At 72.4% G+C, this 20,734-nt stretch carries 18 protein-coding genes; 9 read left to right on the forward strand and 9 right to left on the reverse strand.

Annotation, left to right across the window (positions count from 1 at the left end):
* Positions 1-9: 9 nt before the first annotated feature.
* Positions 10-1,695 (reverse strand): MFS transporter, encoded by a 1,686-nt coding sequence (locus tag VGN18_RS14980; protein ID WP_327540508.1) that lies wholly within the window; start codon positions 1,693-1,695, stop codon positions 10-12.
* A 146-nt stretch (positions 1,696-1,841) separates the two neighbouring features.
* Between VGN18_RS14980 and VGN18_RS14985 the strand changes: the two genes are divergently transcribed.
* Positions 1,842-2,582, forward strand: a complete 741-nt coding sequence (locus tag VGN18_RS14985) for a DUF3027 domain-containing protein (protein WP_349259932.1) — start codon at positions 1,842-1,844, stop codon at positions 2,580-2,582.
* 21 nt (positions 2,583-2,603) lie between these two features.
* On the opposite strand, the gene VGN18_RS14990 is transcribed toward VGN18_RS14985, so the two are convergent.
* Positions 2,604-2,837: a DUF2530 domain-containing protein gene (locus VGN18_RS14990; RefSeq protein ID WP_327540510.1), complete on the reverse strand. Its 234-nt coding sequence runs from the start codon at positions 2,835-2,837 to the stop codon at positions 2,604-2,606.
* An 18-nt stretch (positions 2,838-2,855) separates the two neighbouring features.
* Between VGN18_RS14990 and VGN18_RS14995 the strand changes: the two genes are divergently transcribed.
* Genes VGN18_RS14995 through VGN18_RS15010 form a run of 4 tightly spaced genes read left to right on the forward strand, consistent with a single transcriptional unit; the run spans position 2,856 to position 7,385 of the window.
* A complete protein-coding gene (locus tag VGN18_RS14995; protein ID WP_327540511.1) occupies positions 2,856-4,829 on the forward strand; it encodes an aminodeoxychorismate synthase component I in 1,974 nt (657 codons plus the stop codon).
* Positions 4,830-4,867: 38 nt separating this feature from the next.
* Positions 4,868-5,281 (forward strand): MarR family transcriptional regulator, encoded by a 414-nt coding sequence (locus VGN18_RS15000; protein ID WP_349259933.1) that lies wholly within the window; start codon positions 4,868-4,870, stop codon positions 5,279-5,281.
* A 59-nt stretch (positions 5,282-5,340) separates the two neighbouring features.
* Entirely contained in the window at positions 5,341-6,585 is a 1,245-nt protein-coding gene (locus tag VGN18_RS15005) for an MFS transporter (protein WP_327540513.1), read from the forward strand.
* Between the two features lie 23 nt (positions 6,586-6,608).
* A complete protein-coding gene (locus VGN18_RS15010) occupies positions 6,609-7,385 on the forward strand; it encodes an RNA methyltransferase (protein ID WP_349259934.1) in 777 nt (258 codons plus the stop codon).
* Positions 7,386-7,465: 80 nt separating this feature from the next.
* On the opposite strand, the gene VGN18_RS15015 is transcribed toward VGN18_RS15010, so the two are convergent.
* Positions 7,466-8,107 (reverse strand): hypothetical protein, encoded by a 642-nt coding sequence (locus VGN18_RS15015; RefSeq protein WP_327540515.1) that lies wholly within the window; start codon positions 8,105-8,107, stop codon positions 7,466-7,468.
* Between the two features lie 133 nt (positions 8,108-8,240).
* On the opposite strand from VGN18_RS15015, the gene VGN18_RS15020 reads away from it, so the two are divergent.
* Together VGN18_RS15020 and VGN18_RS15025 are read left to right on the forward strand one after the other, a co-directional pair.
* Positions 8,241-9,236 (forward strand): hypothetical protein, encoded by a 996-nt coding sequence (locus VGN18_RS15020; protein WP_327540516.1) that lies wholly within the window; start codon positions 8,241-8,243, stop codon positions 9,234-9,236.
* Between the two features lie 134 nt (positions 9,237-9,370).
* Positions 9,371-10,810, forward strand: coding sequence for an IPT/TIG domain-containing protein (locus VGN18_RS15025; protein WP_327540526.1), 1,440 nt, complete (start codon positions 9,371-9,373; stop codon positions 10,808-10,810).
* 5 nt (positions 10,811-10,815) lie between these two features.
* Here the strand turns inward: VGN18_RS15025 and VGN18_RS15030 are convergent, their stop codons facing one another.
* Together VGN18_RS15030 and VGN18_RS15035 are read right to left on the reverse strand one after the other, a co-directional pair.
* Positions 10,816-12,675 (reverse strand): ABC transporter ATP-binding protein, encoded by a 1,860-nt coding sequence (locus VGN18_RS15030; RefSeq protein WP_327540517.1) that lies wholly within the window; start codon positions 12,673-12,675, stop codon positions 10,816-10,818.
* Positions 12,672-14,471 (reverse strand): ABC transporter ATP-binding protein, encoded by a 1,800-nt coding sequence (locus VGN18_RS15035; RefSeq protein ID WP_327540518.1) that lies wholly within the window; start codon positions 14,469-14,471, stop codon positions 12,672-12,674. Before VGN18_RS15035 ends, VGN18_RS15030 begins: the two co-directional genes overlap by 4 nt.
* A 136-nt stretch (positions 14,472-14,607) precedes the next feature.
* Between VGN18_RS15035 and VGN18_RS15040 the strand changes: the two genes are divergently transcribed.
* Positions 14,608-15,000, forward strand: coding sequence for a VOC family protein (locus tag VGN18_RS15040; protein ID WP_327540519.1), 393 nt, complete (start codon positions 14,608-14,610; stop codon positions 14,998-15,000).
* Between the two features lie 3 nt (positions 15,001-15,003).
* Here VGN18_RS15040 and sepH read toward each other — a convergent pair whose 3' ends face one another.
* Genes sepH through VGN18_RS15060 form a run of 4 tightly spaced genes read right to left on the reverse strand, consistent with a single transcriptional unit; the run spans position 15,004 to position 19,641 of the window.
* Positions 15,004-16,005 (reverse strand): septation protein SepH, encoded by a 1,002-nt coding sequence (sepH, locus tag VGN18_RS15045; protein ID WP_327540520.1) that lies wholly within the window; start codon positions 16,003-16,005, stop codon positions 15,004-15,006.
* A gap of 48 nt (positions 16,006-16,053) precedes the next feature.
* On the reverse strand, positions 16,054-16,410 hold the full coding sequence (locus tag VGN18_RS15050; RefSeq protein ID WP_414655058.1) for an MmcQ/YjbR family DNA-binding protein: 357 nt from the start codon (positions 16,408-16,410) through the stop codon (positions 16,054-16,056).
* Positions 16,407-18,323, reverse strand: coding sequence for an IPT/TIG domain-containing protein (locus VGN18_RS15055; RefSeq protein WP_327540522.1), 1,917 nt, complete (start codon positions 18,321-18,323; stop codon positions 16,407-16,409). Before VGN18_RS15055 ends, VGN18_RS15050 begins: the two co-directional genes overlap by 4 nt.
* 16 nt (positions 18,324-18,339) lie before the next feature.
* Positions 18,340-19,641 (reverse strand): D-arabinono-1,4-lactone oxidase, encoded by a 1,302-nt coding sequence (locus tag VGN18_RS15060; RefSeq protein WP_327540523.1) that lies wholly within the window; start codon positions 19,639-19,641, stop codon positions 18,340-18,342.
* A 52-nt stretch (positions 19,642-19,693) separates the two neighbouring features.
* On the opposite strand from VGN18_RS15060, the gene VGN18_RS15065 reads away from it, so the two are divergent.
* The coding region (locus VGN18_RS15065; protein ID WP_327540524.1) for an alanine racemase at positions 19,694-20,734 on the forward strand (1,041 nt) is incomplete at its 3' end.

Below are 20,734 nucleotides of genomic sequence, written 5' to 3' on the forward strand. Positions count from 1 at the left end.
AGCGCGACCTCACCGGGGCGGCCGGACGACCGAGCCCGGGTGGTCGGGCCACTGCTCCACCGCACGGTGCCGCAGCATGGCCCGGCTGCGCAGCACGACCACGACGGCCACGCCGGCGCAGACGACGCCGGCCACGACGAAGGCGAGCGCGCCGTCGCCGGTGCCCTTGCTCGGCAGCGCCACGCCCAGCGCCGCGCCGACGACCCAGGCCAACTGAAGGAACGTCTCGGACCGCGCGAATGCGCTCGAGCGCAGCGTCTCGACGACGTCGTTCTGGATCAGGGCGTCGAGGGCGATCTTGGACAGCGCGTTGGTGACCGCGCAGACGAACATGACGATCACCGCGACGAGCACGCTGAAGGTGAGCGCGCCGACGATGCAGGCGACGGCGGCCACGCAGACCGAGATGACGATGATCTGCTCGGGCTTGGCCATGGCCAGGCGCGTGCCGATCGCGGTGCCGACGAAGTTGCCGGCCCCGGCCGCCCCGATCACCGCGCCGAGGCCGAGCGCGGCGCTGAGCCCGTGTGACGTCGACTCGACGTAGAAGGCCAGGTAGATCGTCAGCAGGCCCGACAGCAGGCGCAGCACCGACTCGCCCTGCAGCGCGATGACGAGGTGCGGGTCGAACCCCTTGCGGGCCCAGCTGTGGATGCGGCTCAGCGGCGGCACCTTCTCCTGTCGCCGCGGCCGCATCGGCTCCTGCGGGTGGCGCGCCGCCGCCACCGCGGAGTCGACCTGCGAGGGCAGCTTGAAGGCGAAGAACGCGCAGGCCGCGAAGCCGAACGCGGTGACCACCAGGCCGGCCGTGTACGAGCCGGTCAGCTTGATGACGACGCCGACGAAGCCGCCGAGCACGATCGTCGAGCCCAACCCGAAGATGGTCAGCTTCGCGTTCGCCGCGGTCAGCGTCATGCCCGGCGGGACGAGGCGGGGTGCGGCCGCCGCCCGCACGACGCCGTAGGCCTTGGACAGCACCAGCGAGCCCAGGGCGCACGGGTAGAGCACGAGCAGTTCGGTCGGGTGCCCGGCCATGATCAGCGCGAGGATCGCCCGCCCGGCGGCGGTGCCCGCCATGGTCCAACGCCGGCCGTGCTGCAACCGGTCGAGGGCCGGCCCGATGATCGGCGCGACGACCGCGAACGGCGCCATCGTGATGAGCAGGTACAGCAGCACGTTGCCGCGCTGGGCGTGGGCCGAGGCGCCGAAGAAGACGGTGCCGGCGAGCGCGACGGTGATCATCGCGTCCGTGCCGTAGCTCAGCACCTGGTTCCAGATCAGCGCGGTGAGCCCGGACTCCTCGGCGCCGTCGGACTTGCTGGCCGTGATGACCTTGCGGGTGACGGTGCGGGCGGCCTTGTTCGTCCCGGACAGCGTGGCCTTGCCGAGGCTCAGGGCGGCGCGCCCGACGGTCGAGGACTCGGGAGCCGTCTCGTAGGGCTGGGTCGTCGGCGGCGAGTGGTAGCCGTCAGGCGGCTGGTGCGGCGGCGGCCGGTGATAGGTGGGCACGCCGTAGCCGTCGTCGTAGTGCGGCGGCGGTGGTGGGGGCGGCTGGTACGGCGGCGGGTCGTAGTGCACCGGCGGCGGGGGCAGGTAGCCCGGCGGTGCGGTGCCGGGCGCCACCCGCGGCTGGTGCGAGGTGTGGCCAGACTTCGAGAACCGCTTGCGCGGTTGCTCGTCGCGGGGCTTGGCCACCTGTCCATCCTGCCTCACCTGATCCGTCCCGGAAGGGGGGCGCGGTGGGCGAACGCCGCGACATCGGCGAGAATGGTGGCGTGACGAGCCCCGAGACCTCCGACCGAGCGTCCGCCGACCCGACGGACGCCGACGCCGCCGCCGACATTGCCGTCCGCGAGGCCGCGCCGGACGTCGTGCTCGCCGCCGCCGTCGAGCCGGCCCGCGCGGCTGCGGTGGCCGTGGGTGAGGAGTCCGTGGGCGAGCACCTCGGCGTCCGCGCCGAAGGCGAGCGGGTCGTCACCCACGCCTTCGCGGCCACGATGCCGGGCTACGGCGGTTGGTACTGGGCGGTCACGGTGGCCCGCGCCCCGCGCAGCCGCACCGTCACCGTCGACGAGGTCGTCCTGCTGCCCGGCGACGGCGCGCTGCTCGCGCCCACCTGGGTGCCGTGGGAGGAGCGCGTGCGGCCCGGCGACCTCAGCCCGGGTGACCTGCTGCCGCCGCCCGAGAACGATCCGCGCCTCGTCCCGGCCTACCTGCTCTCCGACGACCCGGCCGAGGAGATCGTGGCCTTCGAGCTCGGGCTCGGCCGCGAGCAGGTCATGTCGCGCGAGGGGCGGCTCGACGCCGCCGATCGCTGGTTCGCCGGCGACCACGGCCCGGACTCCCCGATGGCCCGGCAGGCGCCCGCGCCCTGCGGCACGTGCGGGTTCCTGCTGCAGCTGAACGGGTCATTGCGTGCCGCGTTCGGCGTCTGTGGCAACGAGGTCACCGACACCGACGGCCAGATCGTCAGCGTCGAGTACGGCTGCGGGGCACACTCCCAGACGACACTCGACCCGGGTCCGGTCGTCGAGATCGGCGATGTCGTCTACGACGACGGCGAAGAACTCACGGCCAACTGAGTCGGCTCGGCGGGGAGCCGGTCAGATCGTCCGGCCCATCGAGCGGTGTCGCATCATGAGCGACCAGCCGATGATCCCGAGGAGCCAACCGGCCAGGCAGGTCCAGAGCCAGATGCGGTGGTCGTGGCGGCCGAGCCAGCCGTAGAAGGGCAGCAGGACCACGAATGCGACGAACCAGATCGCAGTGCCGACGGCGACGATGCGCCGGGCGTTCATCTGCACCGGCGGCGGTGTCACCAGTCGTCGCTCGGCCATGGGTGCGAGCGTAACGGCATGAGCGCAGCGGTGGCCGGGCTGGCGGTTCGCGCGGTGCGGGTCGCCCTCGGCGCCGGGCCGAGCGTCGAGGAGGTCGTGCGGCGCGCCGACGGGTGGGACGGTCTCGTCGCCCTGCGGGGTGACTGGGCCGAGCGCACCGCGATCGTCACCTCGCATCCCCTGCTCGTCGCCGATCCGGCCGAGGACCCGATCGCCCTGTTCGACACCCAGCCGGCGGTCACCGGTGACGCGGGGCTCGTCGGTGGCGGGTGGTTCGCCGCCCTCGCCTTCGACGGGCCCGGTCGGGTCGCCTTCCACGACCACCTGATCCGGCTCGTCGACGGCAGCTGGCAGTTCGAGGCGCTGTGGAGCGACGAGCGCGCGGCCGTGCTGACCGAACGGATCACCGCCTGGACGGCCCTGCTCGCCGGCGACCCGGCGGACGGGCCACCGGCCGTCGTCGGGTCGATGACCGGCCCGGACCCGGCCGAGCACCTCGCCGCGGTCGAGCAGGCGGTCGAGCTGATCCGGGCCGGGGAGCTCTACCAGGTCAACGTCTGCACCCGGCTGACCGGCTCGTTCCGCGGTCGCCCGGCCCGGTTGTTCGCCGACGCCGCCGCCGCGCTGCGACCGTCGCGCGGGGCCTACGTGGCGGGGGAGCGCTCGGCCGTGGTCAGCCTGAGCCCCGAGCTGTTCCTGGTCCGGCGTGGCCGCGAGATCATGACCGCCCCGATCAAGGGGACGCTGCCCCGCGACGCCGAGGGCAACGACGAACGGCTGCGCAACTCGGCGAAGGACACCGCCGAGAACGTGATGATCGTCGACCTGATGCGCAACGACTTCGGCCGGGTGAGCGAGCCCGGTTCGGTGCACGCTCCGTTGCTGCTCGGCGTCGAGGCCCACCCGGGGCTGTGGCACCTCGTCTCCCGGGTCGACGGCCGGGTGCGGCCCGAGGTCGGTGACGCCGAACTGCTGCGCGCGACGTTCCCGCCCGGATCGGTGACCGGCGCGCCCAAGGTGCGCGCCGTCGCGGCTATCGAGGCGCTCGAACCGCGCCCGCGAGGTGTCTACACCGGCGCGATCGGCTTCGTCAGCCCGCTCTGGGGTGCGGAGTTCAACGTCGCGATCAGGACGTTCGAGATCGCGGCCGACCGCATCGAGCTGGGCGTCGGCGGCGGCATCACCGCCGACAGCGTGCCGATGCTGGAGTGGCGCGAGTGCCTCCACAAGGCCGCCCCGCTGCTGCGGGCGGCCGGCGTCGAACCGCCGCCCGCGCCGGTGCGCCCGCCGACCCGGACCCAGCTCGCCGGCGGTCTGCTCGAGACACTGCTCGCGATCGACGGCCGGGTCCTGGACGCGGCCGACCACCTGGCCCGGCTCGACCGCTCGTGTCGTGAGGTGTTCGACGCCGGGCTGCCGGCCGGGCTGGCGGCGCAGGTCGACGCCGCCGCCCGCGACCTCCCCGGCCGGGCCGTCGTGCGCGTCGTCGTCGGACCGGACCGGCGCGCCACGGTCGCGGCCGCCCCCGCCCGCCCGCCGGCGAGCGCGGCGCCGGCGGTCGTGGTGCCCCGCTCGGACGTGCTGTGGCGGCACAAGTGGGCCGACCGCGCCGAACTGGTCGCCATCGAGAGGGGGGTGCGGCCGGCCGTCCCGCTCTTCGTGGCCGCCGACGGCACGGTGCTCGAGACCGCCCGCGGCAACGTGTTCCTGATCGAGGACGACGGCACGCTCGTGACCGCGCCGTTGCGCGACGACGTGCTGCCCGGCATCACCCGCCGCCTGCTGCTCGACCTCGCCCGTGACGAGGGCCGGCCGACCGCGCTGCGCCCGTTCGACCGGGCCGAGCTGCTGCGGCACCCCGCGTTCTGGACGAGCACGCTGAGCGGGGCGGTGTCCATCACCCGACTCGACGGGACCCCGCTGCCCCGGGCCGACGACCTGATAGCGGGCTTGGCCCGGCGGCTGCTCGGTGGCACAACCGGCAGTCGTTAGCTAGACTAACTATCGTGACCACAGCGACCCGGGCGACGATGGCGGAACTCGCCGCGCTGCTGCGGCCGTCGCTGTTGCGCCTCACCCGCCTCGTCCGCAACCAGCGCGTCGACACCTCGGTCACGCTGACCCAGCTGTCGGCGATGGCCACGCTGAGCAAGCACGGTCCGATGAGCGCCGGCGAGCTCGCGACCTGCGAGAAGGTGCAGCCGCCGTCGATGACGAAGGTGCTGGCCAACCTCGAGGAGCACGGCCTCGTGCGCCGCGACGTCCACCCGTCGGACAAGCGCCAGGCCATCATCGCGATCACCGAGGCCGGGCTGGAGCTGCTCGACTCGGAGCGCCGCTCGCGCGACCAGTGGCTGACCAAGCGTCTCGCCGCCCTCACCGCCGACGAGCGAGCCCTGCTGCAGCGGGTCGTCCCGATCCTCGACAAGCTGGCCGAGCAGTGACGGCGGTCGCCTCCCGTCCCTCCGTCGATCCTTCCGCCGCACCCACCGAACGTCCCGGCATGTTCCGCTCGCTGCGCGTGCGGAACTACCGCCTGTACGCCGCCGGCCAGCTCGTGTCGCTCACCGGCACCTGGATGCAGCGGGTCGCGCAGGACTGGCTCGTCCTCGAGCTCACCAACTCCGGCACCGCCCTGGGCATCGTCACCGCGCTGCAGTTCGGGCCGTCGCTCGTGCTCGGGCTCTGGGGCGGCATCCTGGCCGACCGCGGCAACAAGCGGAAGCTGCTGCTGGTCACGCAGAGCGCGCTCGCGCTCGTCGCGCTGGTGCTGGGCCTGCTCGACGTCACCGGCGTCGTCGTTTACTGGCACGTGCTCGTGCTGGCGACCGTGCTCGGGCTCGTCACCGCCGTCGACACCCCGGTGCGGCAGTCGTTCGTCATCGAGATGGTGGGGCGCGACGAGCTCACCAACGCGGTGGCCATCAACTCCACGATCTTCAACGGTGGGCGAATCCTCGGCCCGGCCGTCGCCGGCGTGATGATCACCGCCGTCGGCACCGGGTGGGCGTTCGTCGCGAACGCCGCCTCCAGCCTGGCCGTACTCGCCGGTCTGGCGATGATGCGGACGAGCGAGCTGCACCCGTCGCCCCCGGTGCGGCGGGCGGCGGGTCAGCTGCGGGAGGGGTTCCGCTACGTCCGCGGCCGGGCCGACCTGCTGCTGACCATGGTGCTCATCTTCGTGGTGGGGACGTTCGGGCTGAACTTCGCCATCACGACCGCGCTCATGGCCAAGCAGGTGTTCCACCACGGCGCGAGCGGCTACGGCTGGCTGTCCACGGCGCTGGCCGTCGGCGCGTTCGGCGGCGCGATCGTGGCGACCCGCCGCACGAAGCGTCCGAGCGCGCTGTTCCTGCTCGTCGCGGCCGCCCTGTTCAGCCTCGCCGAGATCGTGTCCGGGCTGATGCCGACGTTCCTGCTCACCGCGATCGCGCTCATGCCGGCCGGGCTGGCGATGCTGACGGTGACGACCGCGGCCAACGCCTCGATCCAGCTCGGCGTCGCGCCCACCATGCGCGGCCGGGTGATGTCGCTCTACCTGATCTGCTTCATGGGCGGGACGCCGGCGGGGGCGCCGCTGATCGGCTGGCTGGCCGGCGTCGCCGGACCGCGCTGGGGTCTCGTCGGCGGCGGTCTCGTCTGCCTCGTCAGCACCGGGGCGATAGCCGCCGTGCTCGCCCGGCACCGCGGCCTCGGCCCGGTTGCCGTCGCCGATCTGGTGACCGCCCGGATGCACCCCGCCGGCTGACCCCGCTAGCGTTTCGCGACGTGATCGTCGAGCTGAGCGACCCGGCGGACCCGCGCCTCGACGACTTCCGCGACCTCACCGACGCCGACGTGCGGCCCGACCGGCGCGGCATCGTCATCGCCGAGGGCGTCAACGTCGTCGAGCGGCTGGCGACCTCGCCTTACGCGGTGCGGGCGGTCATCGGCGTCCGCGCCCGGATCGAGGCGTTGTGGCCGGTGCTCGAACCGCTCGGCGTGCCGGTGTACCTCGTCGACAAATGGGTGCTCTCGGCCGTGGTGGGGTTCCGGGTGACCCGTGGTGTGCTGGCCTCGGCCGACCGGCCGGCGGCCCAGGACGCGGGCGAGCTGCTGGCGCGCGCGCACCGGGTGGCCGTGCTCGAGGCGCTGAACGACTTCGAGAACCTGGGCTCGCTGTTCCGCAACGCCGCGGCGTTCGGGGTCGACGCGGTGCTGCTCGACCCGCGCTGCGCCGACCCGCTGTACCGGCGCAGCGTGCGGGTGTCGATGGGGCACGTGCTGCGGGTGCCGTTCGCGGTGCTGCCGGGCGAGTGGCCGGCGTCGCTCGGCGTGCTGGCCGAGCACGGCTTCGAGATCGTGGCGATGACGCCGGGCGGCTCGCGCGACCTGCGCACGCTCAGCCCGCCGGAGCGGTGGGCCGTGCTGCTGGGGGCCGAGGGACCGGGGCTCAGCGAGGCGGCGATGGCCCGGGCCGACGTGCGCGTGCGCATCCCGATGGCGGCCGGCGTCGACTCGTTGAACGTCGCCACGGCGGCGGCGGTGGCGTTCGCGCAGCTGTGCTGAAACCCGAAAGGCGGCCACGGTCGCCCGTGGCCGCCTCTCGCGCGGTTACCGCCCGGAGGCAGTGCTCAGTGGTGCGGTGATCAGGCGACCTTGACCTTGAGGGTCGCGACGCCGACGAGCAGGCCGCCGGTGACCGCGGTCGTGTTGAAGGTCTTGTCGAGCAGGGCGGCCGCGTCCTTCGACACGAGCACGCGGGTGCCGGTCAGCGTGGCGATGTTGCCCGAGACGGTGATCGGCTGCAGGGTGCTGCCGTCGAGGTCGAACAGGGTCGCGCCCTTGACGACGGACTTGCCGTTGGCGAGCACATCGCCGGTCAGCTTGGAGTTGTTGCCCGGGTCGATCACGAAGTTCTCGAGCGTGACGGTGGTGTTGCCGCCCTTGAGGGACAGGCCGCTGCCGTCGTGGCGGATGGTGCCCTGGACGTACGGGGTCACCTTGCCCTTCTTGTACACGGTCACGTTGCCACCGGTGATCGGGAAGGTGACGGTGCCGGCGGTGGGCATGGTCGCCTTGCCGACGAGGCCCGGGGCGAGCTTGAGCGAGGTGAGCGCCTTGACGAAATTGGCGTCGAGGGCGACGGACGTGGACACGCCGCCGCTGAGGTCCTTGACGGTCGCGATCGGCTTCTTGTCGCTCGACGAACCGCTGCTGCTGCAAGCGGCGACGGTGCTGGCGAGGCCGACGGCCGTGATAGCCACCAGTACCTTCTTGATTCCGCGCATTTTGTGGATCCTCCTGGAAGTGGGTCGGTTATCAGGGAGTTCGACGGGCCGCCGCACATCGGTTCCGTTCCCGACCGATTGAGTTCGGATGTGGCCGGCGCCACGTGTTGCGGGCGTCGGGCACACTCGACCTATGAACGCCCTCCGTACCTCGACGTATGGTGCATTTGTCGCGGCACTGCTGCTGCTCGTCGCGTCGTGCGGATCGTCGGCGCCGAAGCGGCCGGGTGCGGCCGAACCGGCCACCGCTCCGGCGACCAGCGCGGCCCCGGTCGGCCCGGTCGTTCCGGTCGGGGAGAGCCCCGAAGGCATCGTCTTCGACCCGGTGACGAAGCTGGTGGCGGTGGCCGTGCGCAACCCGGACCGCCTGCTGCTGCTGGACCCCGACACGCTGGCGCTGCGGCGGACGGTGCCGCTGCCCGGATCGGTGCGCCACCTGCAACTCGCCCGCCCCGGCGGGCCGGTGCTCGTGCCGGCCGAGAGTGCGAATCAACTGGTCGAGGTCACCCTGCCGGCTGGGGCGACCCGGGCCACCGACGTCCTGAAGCAGCCGCACGACGCGACCGCGGCGGCCGACGGCGACCTGGTGGTGGGCAACGAGTTCGGGAAGTCGATCTCGGTTGTGCGCGATGGAATCGTGCGCGCGACCGTACGCGACCTGAAGCAGCCGGGTGGCGTGATCGGCTACGGCCACGACGTGGCGGTCGTCGACGTCGGTGCTTTCACGCTCAGCACCTATGACCTGCCGACCGCTCGGCGCACCGCGATCGTCCCGGCCGGCAAGGGTCCGACGCACGGCGAGCTGCTGAGCGGTGACCGGGTCGCGGTGTCGGACACCCGCGGCGACGCGATCCTGGTCTACCGGCTCGCGCCGCTGACGCCGATCGGCCGTCTCGCCCTGCCCGGCACGCCCTACGGCCTGGCGGTCGATGCGACGACCGACACGCTGTGGGTGACCCTGACGGCCCGCAACCAGGTCGTCGGCCTCGACCTGTCCGGCCCCACGCCGCAGATCATCGCCCGCTACGCGACGGTCCGGCAGCCCAACACCGTCGCCGTCGCCCCCGGCAGCCACCGCCTCTGGATCACGGGCACCGACGACGGCGTGGTGCAGCTGATCCGGCGCTGATCGTGCTTCGGCGGCCCGCCGGCGAAGATCACCTGGCGGCTTTCAACATCATCTAGACAAAGATCAAACATCCATTTACCTTGATCACGCCTGCGACAAATCGTCACGGCTCGTGATATTCGGGGAAGATCGTGATGTTTGTCGTGAAGCTGCGGCGCGCGCTCCTGCTGTTTTTGGGCGCAACTCTTGTCGGGATCTACGGATCGACCGCGGCGTCCGCCGGGCCGGCGTCGACCGCCTCCGCACCGTCGATCTCGTCGGTCAGCGCGCTCCGGGGCGCGACCGCCGGTGGAACCCGGGTCACGATCACCGGGCAGCGCCTCCTGCACGCCACGGCCGTGCTGTTCGGCAGCAGCCGAGGGTCGGCCATCCACGTGTCGTCCTCGACCAGCCTGCAGGTGACGTCCCCGGCGCACGCGGCCGGTTCGGTGTGGCTGCGAGTGGTCACCCCGTCGGGCCGGTCCGTCCTCGTCTCGCGCGGCCGCTTCAGCTACATCGCCCCGCCGGTCGTGACCTCGGTGTCGCCGCCCTCGGGATGGTCGACCGGTGGCTCCCGGGTGGTCGTCCGCGGAGCCAACTTCCTCGATGTCACGGGGGTCAGCTTCTCCGGCGTCGCCGGCCGCACCCTCGCGGTGGCCTACAGCGGCGCTCTCACGGTGACCGCTCCGGCGCACGCCGTCGGCGCGGCCTACATCCGGGTGACGACCCGCTACGGGACCTCGCTGGTCACCGCCGCCGATCGCTTCAGCTTCGTGGACCCGAAGCACGTCCAGAGCTTCCAGTACGAGGGCACGACCGATCCGAACCAGTCCCTGACCGCGACGTGGCGGAGCACCCGGGCCAAGGCCCCGTGGGTCGTGACCCTGCACGGCGGGTCCTGGATCCACGGGTCCCAGGCCTACACAGCCTGGGCGGCCAGCGTCTTCTACGCCCACGGGTGGCAGGCGTTCAACCTCAGCTACAGCATCGGTGACAAGGTGCCGTATTCGCAGCAGGTCACCGACCTGCTGGCCGCCCGGAAGTGGATCGCCGCCCACGCCGCGCAGTTCGGGATCGATCCCAACCGGGGCACGGCCTACGGCTTCAGCGCCGGTGGGCACCTGGCCGCGGTACTCGGCCTGTCGGGCGGCTTCCGCACCGTGGTCAGCGTGTCAGGCGTTCTCGAACCGCAGCGGGTCGCCGCGGACGGTGTGCGGGTTGCGGCGGCGGCGGCCCCGGCCAACCCGGCACCGAATCCCGAGTACAACCTGTACACGCGGGAGCGCGACATGATGGGCTGCGAGTACGCGGGCGTCTCCGGTAGCGACGGCTGCGCGCAGCGGTGGCGCGACTTCACCCCCGAATACGCGATCGGCCGGTCGCGGCCGATGCCGGCGTTCTACATCGTCCAGGGCGCTCAGGATCCGGTCGTGCCACCTGCGAGTGCGCTCGACTTCGGAGGGATCCTCCGGGCCCACGGCGTGACCGACTCGGTCGTGATGATGGCGGGCTTCGGTCACGACGATCGGGAACTGTTCGGCTCGCCGACGAAGATCATCACCATGCTCCGCTGGGATCTGGCGCACTCCTCCTGACGTCGTCAGACCAGCGAGTCGCGCCAGGACGAGTGCAGTTCGGCGAAGTGGCCCTCGCCGGACTCGATGAGGCTCGCCGGTGAGCCGTCCTCGACAACCCGGCCGTCCTCGAGGACGAGCACGCGGTCGGCGATCTCGACCGTCGACAGCCGGTGAGCGATGATCAGCGCAGTCCGCTCGACGAGTACGGTGCGCAGCGCGCGCTGCACCAGCCGCTCGGTCGGGACGTCGAGTGACGACGTCGCCTCGTCCAGGATCAGCACGGCGGGGTCGGCGAGGAACGCGCGAGCGAACGCGACGAGCTGCCGCTGACCCGCCGACAGCCGACCGCCGCGCTTGCGGACGTCGGTGTCGTAGCCCTCGGGCAGCGCGCCGATGAACTCGTGGGCGCCGACCGCGTGCGCGGCCGCGACGATCTCCTCGCGGGTCGCGTCGAGGCGGCCGAAACCGATGTTCTCGGCGACCGAGCCGGAGAACAGGAAGCCGTCCTGCGTGATCATGACGACCGCGTTGCGCAGGTCGGCGTCGCCGATCGAGCGCAGGTCGGTGCCGTCGAGCGCCACCGTGCCCGCGGTCGGGTCGTAGAAGCGCGAGATCAGCTTGGCCAGCGTGGTCTTGCCCGCGCCGGTGGCGCCGACGAGCGCGACGGTCTGCCCGGCCGGGATGTCGAGCGAGAGTTCGGGCAGCACCGGACGGTCGGCCCGGTAGCCGAACTCGACGCCCTGGAGCGAGACGCGGCCGCGGACCGGACCCGCCAGCTCGGCCGGCTCGGCGGGCTCGGGCACCCCGGGCGGCTCGGCCAGCACGGCCGCGATCTTCTCCAGCGCCGCGGTCGCCGAGACCAGCGAGTTGTAGAAGATGCCGATGTCCTGCATCGGGTCGTAGAACTGGCGCAGGTAGAGCAGGAACGAGGTGAGCACGCCGAGCTCGAGCCCGCCGTGCGCCACCCGGAAGCCGCCGACCAGCAGCACCGCGACCGTCGCGACGTTGCCGATCAGGGACGTGCCGGGGATGAAGTAGGCCTGCAGGTTGAACGTGACCTTGTTGGCCTCGCGGTAGTCGTCGTTGAGGCGGGCGAAGATCGCGTCGTTGCGCTTCTCGCGCCGGAACGCCTGCACGGCCCGGATGCCGTTGAGCGTCTCGACGATGTTGACGATCATGGTGGCGACCGTCTCGCGGGTGAGCCGGAAGGCCACCGCCGCGCGGGGCGAGAACCAGCGGTACAGCAGCCACATCGGGATCAGCGAGGCCAGCGCGATCGCGGCGAGCGGCGGGTCGAGGACGAGCAGCAGCACCCCGATCGCAACGCTGTTGAACAGCGCCGTGAGCAGGGTGTCGAGGGCACTGTCGAGCAGCTCGGTCAACGTGTCGACGTCGGAGGTCAGCCGGCTGATCACCCGGCCGCTGGTGAAGCGCTCGTGGAACGCGACCGACAACGCCTGCACGTGGTCGTAGGTCCGGCGCCGCAGGTCGTAGAGGATGTCCTGACCGATGGCGCCGCTCTTGATGACGAAGATCGCGCGGAGCGAGCCGGACATGACCGCCGCGATCAGCAGCAGGCTGCCGACGACCGAGAGCGACTGGTAGTCGCCCCTGAACGCGTCGGGCAGCGACTGGTCGATGGCCACGCCGACGAGCCACGGCGCGGCCATGGTGGCGACGACCTGCAGCAGCACGAGGCCCAGCACCACGGTTACGCGGCGCCGGTGCGGGCGGATCAGGTCGAGCAGCAGCGCGCGGGCGTCGTCGTGCAGGTGCACGCCCCGACCCGGGTCGTCCTGGGCCCGGGCGTCCTTCTGGGCGTCGGGGGTGAGCTGCCCCTGCCACGTCGAAGGGTCGGACGGGTGTTCGATCACATCGGTCATCGGCCGGCCCCTGCCTGGCTCGTGAGTTCGGAGGCCTGCGACAGCAGCGCCCGGTAGGCCGGCACCGTGTCGAGCAGCTCGCGGTGGGTGCCGACCGCGGCGATGCGGCCGTCGGCGAGCAGTGCGACACGGTCGGCCATCATCACCGTCGAGGGCCGGTGGGCCACGATCAGCGCGGTGGTGCTCGCGAGCACCCGGCGCAGCGCCTCTTCCACCTGGCCCTCGGTGTGCACATCGAGCGCCGACAGCGGGTCGTCGAGGATCAGCACGCGGGGGCGGCCGAGCACGGCGCGGGCCAGCGCCAGCCGTTGGCGCTGCCCGCCGGACAGCGACAGCCCCTGCTCGCCGATGCGGGTGTCGAGCCCGTAGGGCAGCGAGTAGACGAATTCGGCCTGGGCGAGCGCGACGGCCTCGCGGATGTCGTCGTCGGACAGCCCGGCCCGGCCGAGCGTGAGGTTCTCGGTGACGCTCGCCGAGAAGAGGGTGGCGTCCTCGAACGCCGTCGTGACGGTGTGCCGCAGCTGGTCGAGGCGCAGGTCGCGGACGTCGACCCCGCCGATCAGCACCCGGCCGCCGGAGACGTCGTAGAGCCGGGGCACGAGCGCGGTGAGCGTCGTCTTGCCGGAGCCGACGCCGCCGACGATCGCCATCGTCTCGCCCGGCGCCAGCTCGAGGTCGACGCCGCGCAGCACGTCGACGTCCGAACCGGCGTAGCGGAAGCGCACGTCGTCGAAGACGAGGCTGGTGCCCTTCTCGGCCGGGGCCGGGCGCACGGGGTCGACGATCGACGGCGCGGTGTCGAGCACCTCGAAGATGCGGCGGCTGGCGCTGCCGGCCTCCTCGGTGAGGGCGAGCAACCAGCCGAACATGATGATCGGCCAGACCAGTTGCAGGAACAGCGCCACGAACGCGACCAGCTGGCCGATGGTGATGACGCCGTGGGCCGTGGCGTAGACGCCGCCGACGGTTACGAAGGCGAGCACGACCTGCGGCAGGCCCTCGAGCAACGCCCAGAACAGGCCCAGGGTGCGGATCTTGGTGAGCTCGGCCCGCCGCAGCCGGGAGGCGTCCTCACTGAAACCGGCCAGCATGTGCGGGCGCCGGCCGAAGGACTTGATGACCCTGATGCCGAGGGCGGATTCCTCGACCGCGGTTGCGAGATCGCCGGTGAGGTCCTGCGCGGCCCGCGCGTTCTGGCTGTAGCGCAGCTCGAAACGGCGGGTGCCCACGAGCAGCGGGATCATCGACACCGCCACGATCAGGCCCAGCCAGAACTGGATCTTGAGCAGCAGCACGAGCACCACCACGATGGTGACGCTGTCGGCGAGCAGGAACACCGCCGCCAGCCCGACGAAGCGCCGCAGCGTCGACATGTCGGTGGTCAGGCGCGAGAGCAGCTGGCCCGAGGGCCAGTGGTCGTGGAAGGACACCGGCAGGCGCTGCAGGTGGGCGAAGAGGTCGCGCCGGAGATCGGTCTCGACCCCGAGCGCCGCGATCGACATCGAGCGGCGGCGGGCGTAGAACAGCCCGGCCTCGGCGACGCCGAGCAGCAGCGCCAACCCGCTGAGCGACCACATGCCCGACGTGTCGTGATGGCGGATCGGGCCGTCGACGACGCGTCCGATCACGAGCGGGATGAGCGAACCGGCGAGCATCGCGCCCGTCGCGGCGAGCAGCATGCTGATCATGGCCCGGCGGTGCGGCCGCACCCACGAGCGCAGCCGCAAGATCGTGCGCACGGTGCTCTGCTGGCCCGGCTGCTGCTTCGCAGGTGCGGGATCGGCAGGCTCACTCACGTCTGTCGACGGTACGGGGAGCGTCCGACATCGGCGACCGAGTTTCGCGCTCGGCTGATCTTGGCGCCGCTCCTCGATACGCGTGTGTCGCCACGGCGCTACCCGGGTACCGACGACCGGCTCGTAGGGTCGGTCCGTGATCGGCCGTCTGCACTGCCTTGTGATCGACTGCCCGGCCCCGCTCGAGCTGGCCGGCTTCTATGCCGAGCTGCTCGGCCTCGATCGGATCGACGCGGCGACGGACTGGGTGACCCTCGGTCGGGGCGCAATGCTGCCGGTGCTGGCGCTGCAGCAGGTTGCCGACTTCCGGGCGCCGTGTTGGCGTGATCCCGACGCACCCGGCCAGCTTCACGTCGACGTGCTCGTCGACGACCTGGACGCCGCCGAGCCGCGGGTCATCGAGCTCGGCGCGACCCTTCTTGAGGGATCGCCGAAGCCGATCGGTTACCGGGTCTACGCCGACCCGGTCGGCCACCCGTTCTGCCTCGTCACGCCGGAGAGCGTGTCGTGGAGCGCCGGCGCCCCGTGACGTTCAGTCCTGCTTGCGGCGCACGCCGAGCAGGATGTCGTCCCAGGAAGGGACGCGCGCGCGGGCGGCGCGGTCGTCGTCGGACTCGTCGCGCTTGCTCACCCCGAGATTGCGCAGGTTCTTCACGTTGGACGCCGCGGCGGGGCGGGTCGACGGGTCGGTGATGCCCAGTGGCAGCGGCGGCGCGTCGAAGTCGAGCGAGGCGTCGAAGTCGGGCTCGGGGATCGGGGTGACCTGGGCAGCGGGCTCGCCCGGTGACGCGCTCGCGGCCTCCTGGTCGAACACCTCTTCGAGGCGCGGCAGCGGGCTGGTGTGCGCGTCGGGCATCGGTGGGAAGGCGACGACGCCCGGGGCGAGCCGCGGGGCGGCGGCGAGCGACGGGCGCTCGACGACCGGGGCCGGCGGCGCGATGGGCCGGATCGGCCGGTCGCTGAGCAGGTCGGCGGCGGTCTCGTCGACCGGCGTGACGGAGCGGGTCGTGCGGTGGAAGAGCCATTCGGCGCTGTGCGTGCTGGCGCCGCCGAGCCACTCGGCCACGATCACCCACTCGCCGTCGTCGCGGCGCCGCGAGGCCCAGGTGACCTCGGTCGGAACGATGCCGTGGGCGGTGAAGCGGTCGTCGACGGCCTCGCCGAAGACGACGACCTGGCCCTCGGTGGTGCTGCGACGGGCTCGGGCCCGGCGGGCCTCGTCGGTGATGCGGGCGCGCTCCTCCATCACCGGCGCGGCGAAACGCAGCACCCGGTCGAGGCTGACCCCGAAGGCCTCGGCGAGGTCCTCGGGCGATTCGCCGGCTCGCACGCGCATCTGGATCTCGCGCGGGCCGATGGTCACCTCGGGTTCGGCGGGGGCGGCGCGGTGCGCCGCGACGCGCGGGGCGTCGGCCCGGGCGGCGTCACGCAGCGGCGCATCGTTGAGCAGCGCGAACTGCTCGCTGCCGTCGGCGGTCTCCACGACGAGGTGGCCACCGTCCTCGGTGGGGCGGACGAAGCGCAGCTGACGCATGGGCCGACGATAGGCGCGGGACCGGCGGATCCGGGGAGCACACGCCGATCAGCCGGTCTCCGGGCCGAGGTGCTCGGCGGCCACCTTCCGGGGCACGCACATCCGCCAGGCGTCGACGATGAACTCGTCCAGCTCGTCGACCGCGATCCGGGCCAGCCGCAGCCGCGCCCACTGGTAGCGCAGGTCCGACGCGACCGGCAGCAGGAACGTCTCGGGATCGCTCGCGACCAGCGCCTCGCGCTGCTCTCGGGGGTAGCCGAAGCCGAGCAGCGTCTCGTCCGGCGACACCGATGCGAACACGAGCCGGCCGACCCGGAACTTCACGTGCTCGCGCACGATCGCCTCGTACGCGCGGGGCAGACCGAGGGCGATGCGGCGGACGTCGGTCAGGTCGGCCACGATCAGGTGAAGGCGTACCGGTCGGCCGTCGTGACGGCGCTCGTGCCGCCCGGGGTGTAGACGAGGATGTTCACCGATCCCGCCGCGTGGGCCGGAGTGCGCACGGTGAGTCGCGTCGAGCTGTTCACCGTGAACGACGCGGCGGTGTAGCCGAAGCGGACGCCCCTGACCCGGAAGAAGTTGCTGCCGGTGATCGTCACGGTCGTGCCGCCGGTGCGGGTGCCACGCCCCGGCGATACCCGGGTGATCCGCGGGGGGGCGAGGAAGAGGTAGCGGGTGGTCGCCGAAACCGCGCTCGAACCAGCGCCGTTCACGACGACGACCGCGGCCGCGGATTGGGAGTGTGCCGGGGTGAGCGCCGTGATCCTTGAGTCGGAAGTCACCGTGAACCGCGCCGCGGTCGAGCCGAACAACACCTTGGTCGCGCCCGTGAATCCGGTGCCGGCGAGGTAGACGAGGTGCCCGGCCGACGTGGCCCCCGCCGTCTGGGACAGCGCAGTCACGACGGGCACGCCGTACCGGTAGCGGTCCGCGCTCCGGGTCGCGGTGGTGCCTCCGGGAGTCGTGACGCGGATGTCGATCGTGGCGGAGCCGTGTGGTGGCGTGACCGCAGTGATCGAGGTGTCGCTGCGCACGGTGAACGGCACGCTCGCCGCACCGATGGTCACCTGCGAGGCGCCGGTGAAGGCCGTCCCCGTGAGGGTGATCGACCGCCCGCCGGCAGTCGGTCCGGCTCCCGGCGACACGGCGGTCACGGCCGGGGCAGCCTTCGTCTGGATGCAGGCGTACCGGCCTGCGAAGTAGGCGTCGTTGCTGAACTCGGTCTGGGTCAGGTACCGGTGCCCGTTGATCGTCTGGTTCCAGTACGCGCCCGGCGATCCGGAGTAGCTGCCGTAGTCGTAGGCGCACTCGTCGCCGTTCTCGTTCTGGACGCTGACGCCGTTGTCGTACCAGGCGTCGAGGTGCGGGTCGGTGAGCGCCTCGGCCACCTCGTGGCTCAGGGTGCTGATGAGCACGTCGGCGTCACGGTTGACCGCGCCGTTGGGGGCCTGGACGCCACCGCCGAGACCCTCGTCGGTGCAGCTGCCGTTCGCCGGCGGTCCGCCGTAGACCGGGAATGGCAATGCCGCGTAGACGGTGCCGGGCGTGTCGAGGTAGCCGTGGTACCCGCAGTAGGAGCCGCTCGGCGTCGAGTTGATCGTGCAGGCTTGGGTGTCGCTCGTGTCGCTCGCCGGGTAGAAGCAGGATTCGACGCCCTTCGGCAGCAGCATCACGAACAGCTGGCCGAGACCACCCCGGCCGCCGGATGCCGTGCCCGCCTCGGCCTGCAGCTGCGCGTCGTCGAAGCAGGCGGAGTACCCGGTCGTGTCGGCGTAGATCGGGCCGGCGTCGACGGTGCAGCCGGACGTCGGGTAGGGGTTCGCGTCCATGATCGGGGCGCCGATGCCGAGGCGGTAGGCGACCCCGTACTCGCCCAGGGTGGAGAACACGTTCGTGCGCGTTCCGCTGTCGTGCGCGACATCGCGGAGGTACTGGGTGACGGTGTTGACGTAACCGGCGGTGAAGGCGCCCGCCGGGCCCCAGAACACCGGCGTGACCACGACCGACGGCGTACCCATCACGATGTCGCTGTGCGGCAGGAGCGGTGGGGTTCCGCCGTTGTAGAGGTCGGAGGCCGAGGTCGCCGCGGCGAACGAGCGCGCGGAGCAGGTCGCGCGCTCCGGATGCACCCGGGCGACCCCGCCGATGCGGGGTGGCGGCGTGAGGGCGGCGGGACGGCAGGTCGAGGCTGCGGCCGGTGCCGAGCCGAGGGCGGGTACCAGGCCGACGACGAGCGCGACCGCGGTCAACGCGCGCCGAAATGGTGCGGTGGTGCTCACGGTGGTGCCCTTCGTCGCCGGCGTCGCCGATTCTTCCATCGGCCACGTCTTGCCGTTACTGAGCGTCGAGCACCCGTGACAGATACTTGTTGGCGAACATCCGCTGCGGGTCGAGCTTGTCGCGCAGGGCGACGAAGTCGTCGAAACGTTCGTAGGCCGGACGCAGCGAGGCGGCGTCGCGGAAGTGCAGCTTGCCCCAGTGCGGGCGCCCGCCGAGCGACATCGCCAGCTCCTCGACGGCGCGGAAGTAGGGCTCGTGCTCGCGCCGGTGGTACTGGTGCACGGCGATGTAGCCCGAATCGCGCCCGTTCGCGGTCGAGAGCCAGATGTCGTCGGCGGCGGCGAAACGCACCTCGACCGGGAAGCCGATCTGCTCGCCGCTGCGGGCGAGGTGGGCCTCGATGCCGGCCAGCAGTTCGGGCACGGCCGCGCGCGGCACGGCGTACTCCATCTCGCGGAAGCGGACGGTGCGCACCGACGCGAAGACCCGGTACGAGCGGTCGATGAAATCGCGGGCGCCGAGCAGCCGGGCCGCGGTCTCGTTGGCCCGCGGGATGAGCGCGGGTCGCCGGGTCGTCACCCGGTTCAGCCGGTCGAAGACGGTGTTGGACAGGAAGTCGTCGTCGAGCCAGTGGCGGAACTTCCGTAGCGGACGCAGCTCGGTGCCGGGCAGCACCCGGTTGTTGCGCTTCGTCAGCACCCGACGCGTGTGCGGGAACCAGTAGAACTCGAAGTGGTCGTTGCCGACGACGTGCTCGTCGAGATCCTCGAGCACCGCGTCGAGCGACGCGGGGGCCTCCGCCGCGGCCAGCGCGAAGGACGGCTCGCACTGGAGCGTCACCGTGGCGATCACGCCGAGCGCGCCGAGCCCGACGCGGGCGGCGGCGAAGACCTCCGGATTCTGCTCGGCCGAGCACGACAGCAGTGAGCCGTCGGCGAGCACGAGGTCGAGGCCGCGCACCTGGGTGGCGATGCCGCCGAACTTGGCGCCGGTGCCGTGCGTGCCGGTGGAGATCGCCCCGGAGATGGACTGGACGTCGATGTCGCCCAGGTTGGTCATGGACAGCCCGAGGTGCCACAGCGCCTCGTTCAACGCGTGCAGGCGGGTGCCGGCGAGGACGGTCACCAGTCCGGTCGCGCGGTCGGCCCGGACGATGCCGGCCAGCCGGTCGAGGCGCAGCTGCACACCGTCCGTGGCGCCGATGGCGGTGAACGAGTGGCCGGCGCCGATCGGTTTCACGCGCTGCCCGCGCTCGGCCGCGGCGGCGACCACACGTTGCAGCTCGCCGACCGTCGCAGGGGCCACGACGGTCACGTCGGCCGACACGGTGCCGGCCCAGTTGGTCCAGGTCGTCATGGCACGCATCGTCGCACCCGCCGACGGCGCCCGCCCGTCTAGTGTCAGCCCCGTGCCGCACCGTCCGGATCCTGACCTCGCCGCGCTCACCGCCGCCACCGCCGACCTCGACGCGCCGCTGGCCGCCCTCGACCTCGCCGCGCTGCGGGCCAACGCGGCCGACCTCGTGCGCCGCGCCGGTGGCACCCCCGTGCGGGTGGCGTCGAAGTCGGTGCGCTGCCGTCGGGTGCTCGACCTCGCCCTGGCCACGCCCGGTTTTGCCGGCGTCATGGCCTACTCGGTGCGCGAGGCGATCTGGCTGGTGCGCGGTGGCGTGACCGACGTGCTCCTCGGCTACCCGAGCGTCGACCGGGGGGCACTGCGCGAGCTCGCCGGCGAACGCGCGCTGCTCGATGCGATCACGCTGATGGTCGACGGCCCGGAGCAGCTGGAGATCCTGGGGGAGCAGGCCGGGGAGACCCCGGTGCGCGTCTGCCTCGACATCGATGCGTCGCTGCGGCTCGGGCGGGTCCACCTCGGCGTGCGCCGCTCGCCCCTGCGCACCCCGGCCGACGCCGCGGCGCTCGCCCGCACGGCTCGCGACGCCGGCCGGCGCGTCGTCGGTGTCATGTTCTACGAGGCCCAGATCGCCGGACTGCCCGACTCCTCACCGGCGGTGCGCTTGGTCAAGCGACGCTCGGCCGCCGAGCTAGCGCAGCGCCGGGGAGCGGTCGTCGAGGCGGTCGAGAAGGTCGTCGGCGCGCTCGAGATCGTCAACTCCGGCGGCACCGGCAGCCTCGAGGTCAGCTCGGCCGACCCGGTCGTCACCGAGGTCACCGCCGGCTCCGGTCTCTACGTCCCGACGCTGTTCGACGGGTACCGCGCCTTCACGCCGCGGCCCGCGCTGTTCTTCGCGTTGCCAGTGGTGCGCCGCCCCGCGCCCGGGATCGCGACGCTGTTCGGCGGCGGGTACATCGCCTCCGGCCCGGCCGGGAAGTCGCGGGTGCCCAGCCCGGCCCGGCCCGGGCTCGAACTGCTCGGCACCGAGGGCGCGGGTGAGGTGCAGACGCCGGTGCGCGGGCCGGGCGCCGCGGGGCTCCAGGTCGGCGATCGG

It is taken from the genome of Jatrophihabitans sp., from assembly GCF_036000465.1.
Taxonomy (GTDB): Bacteria; Actinomycetota; Actinomycetes; order Mycobacteriales; family Jatrophihabitantaceae; genus Jatrophihabitans.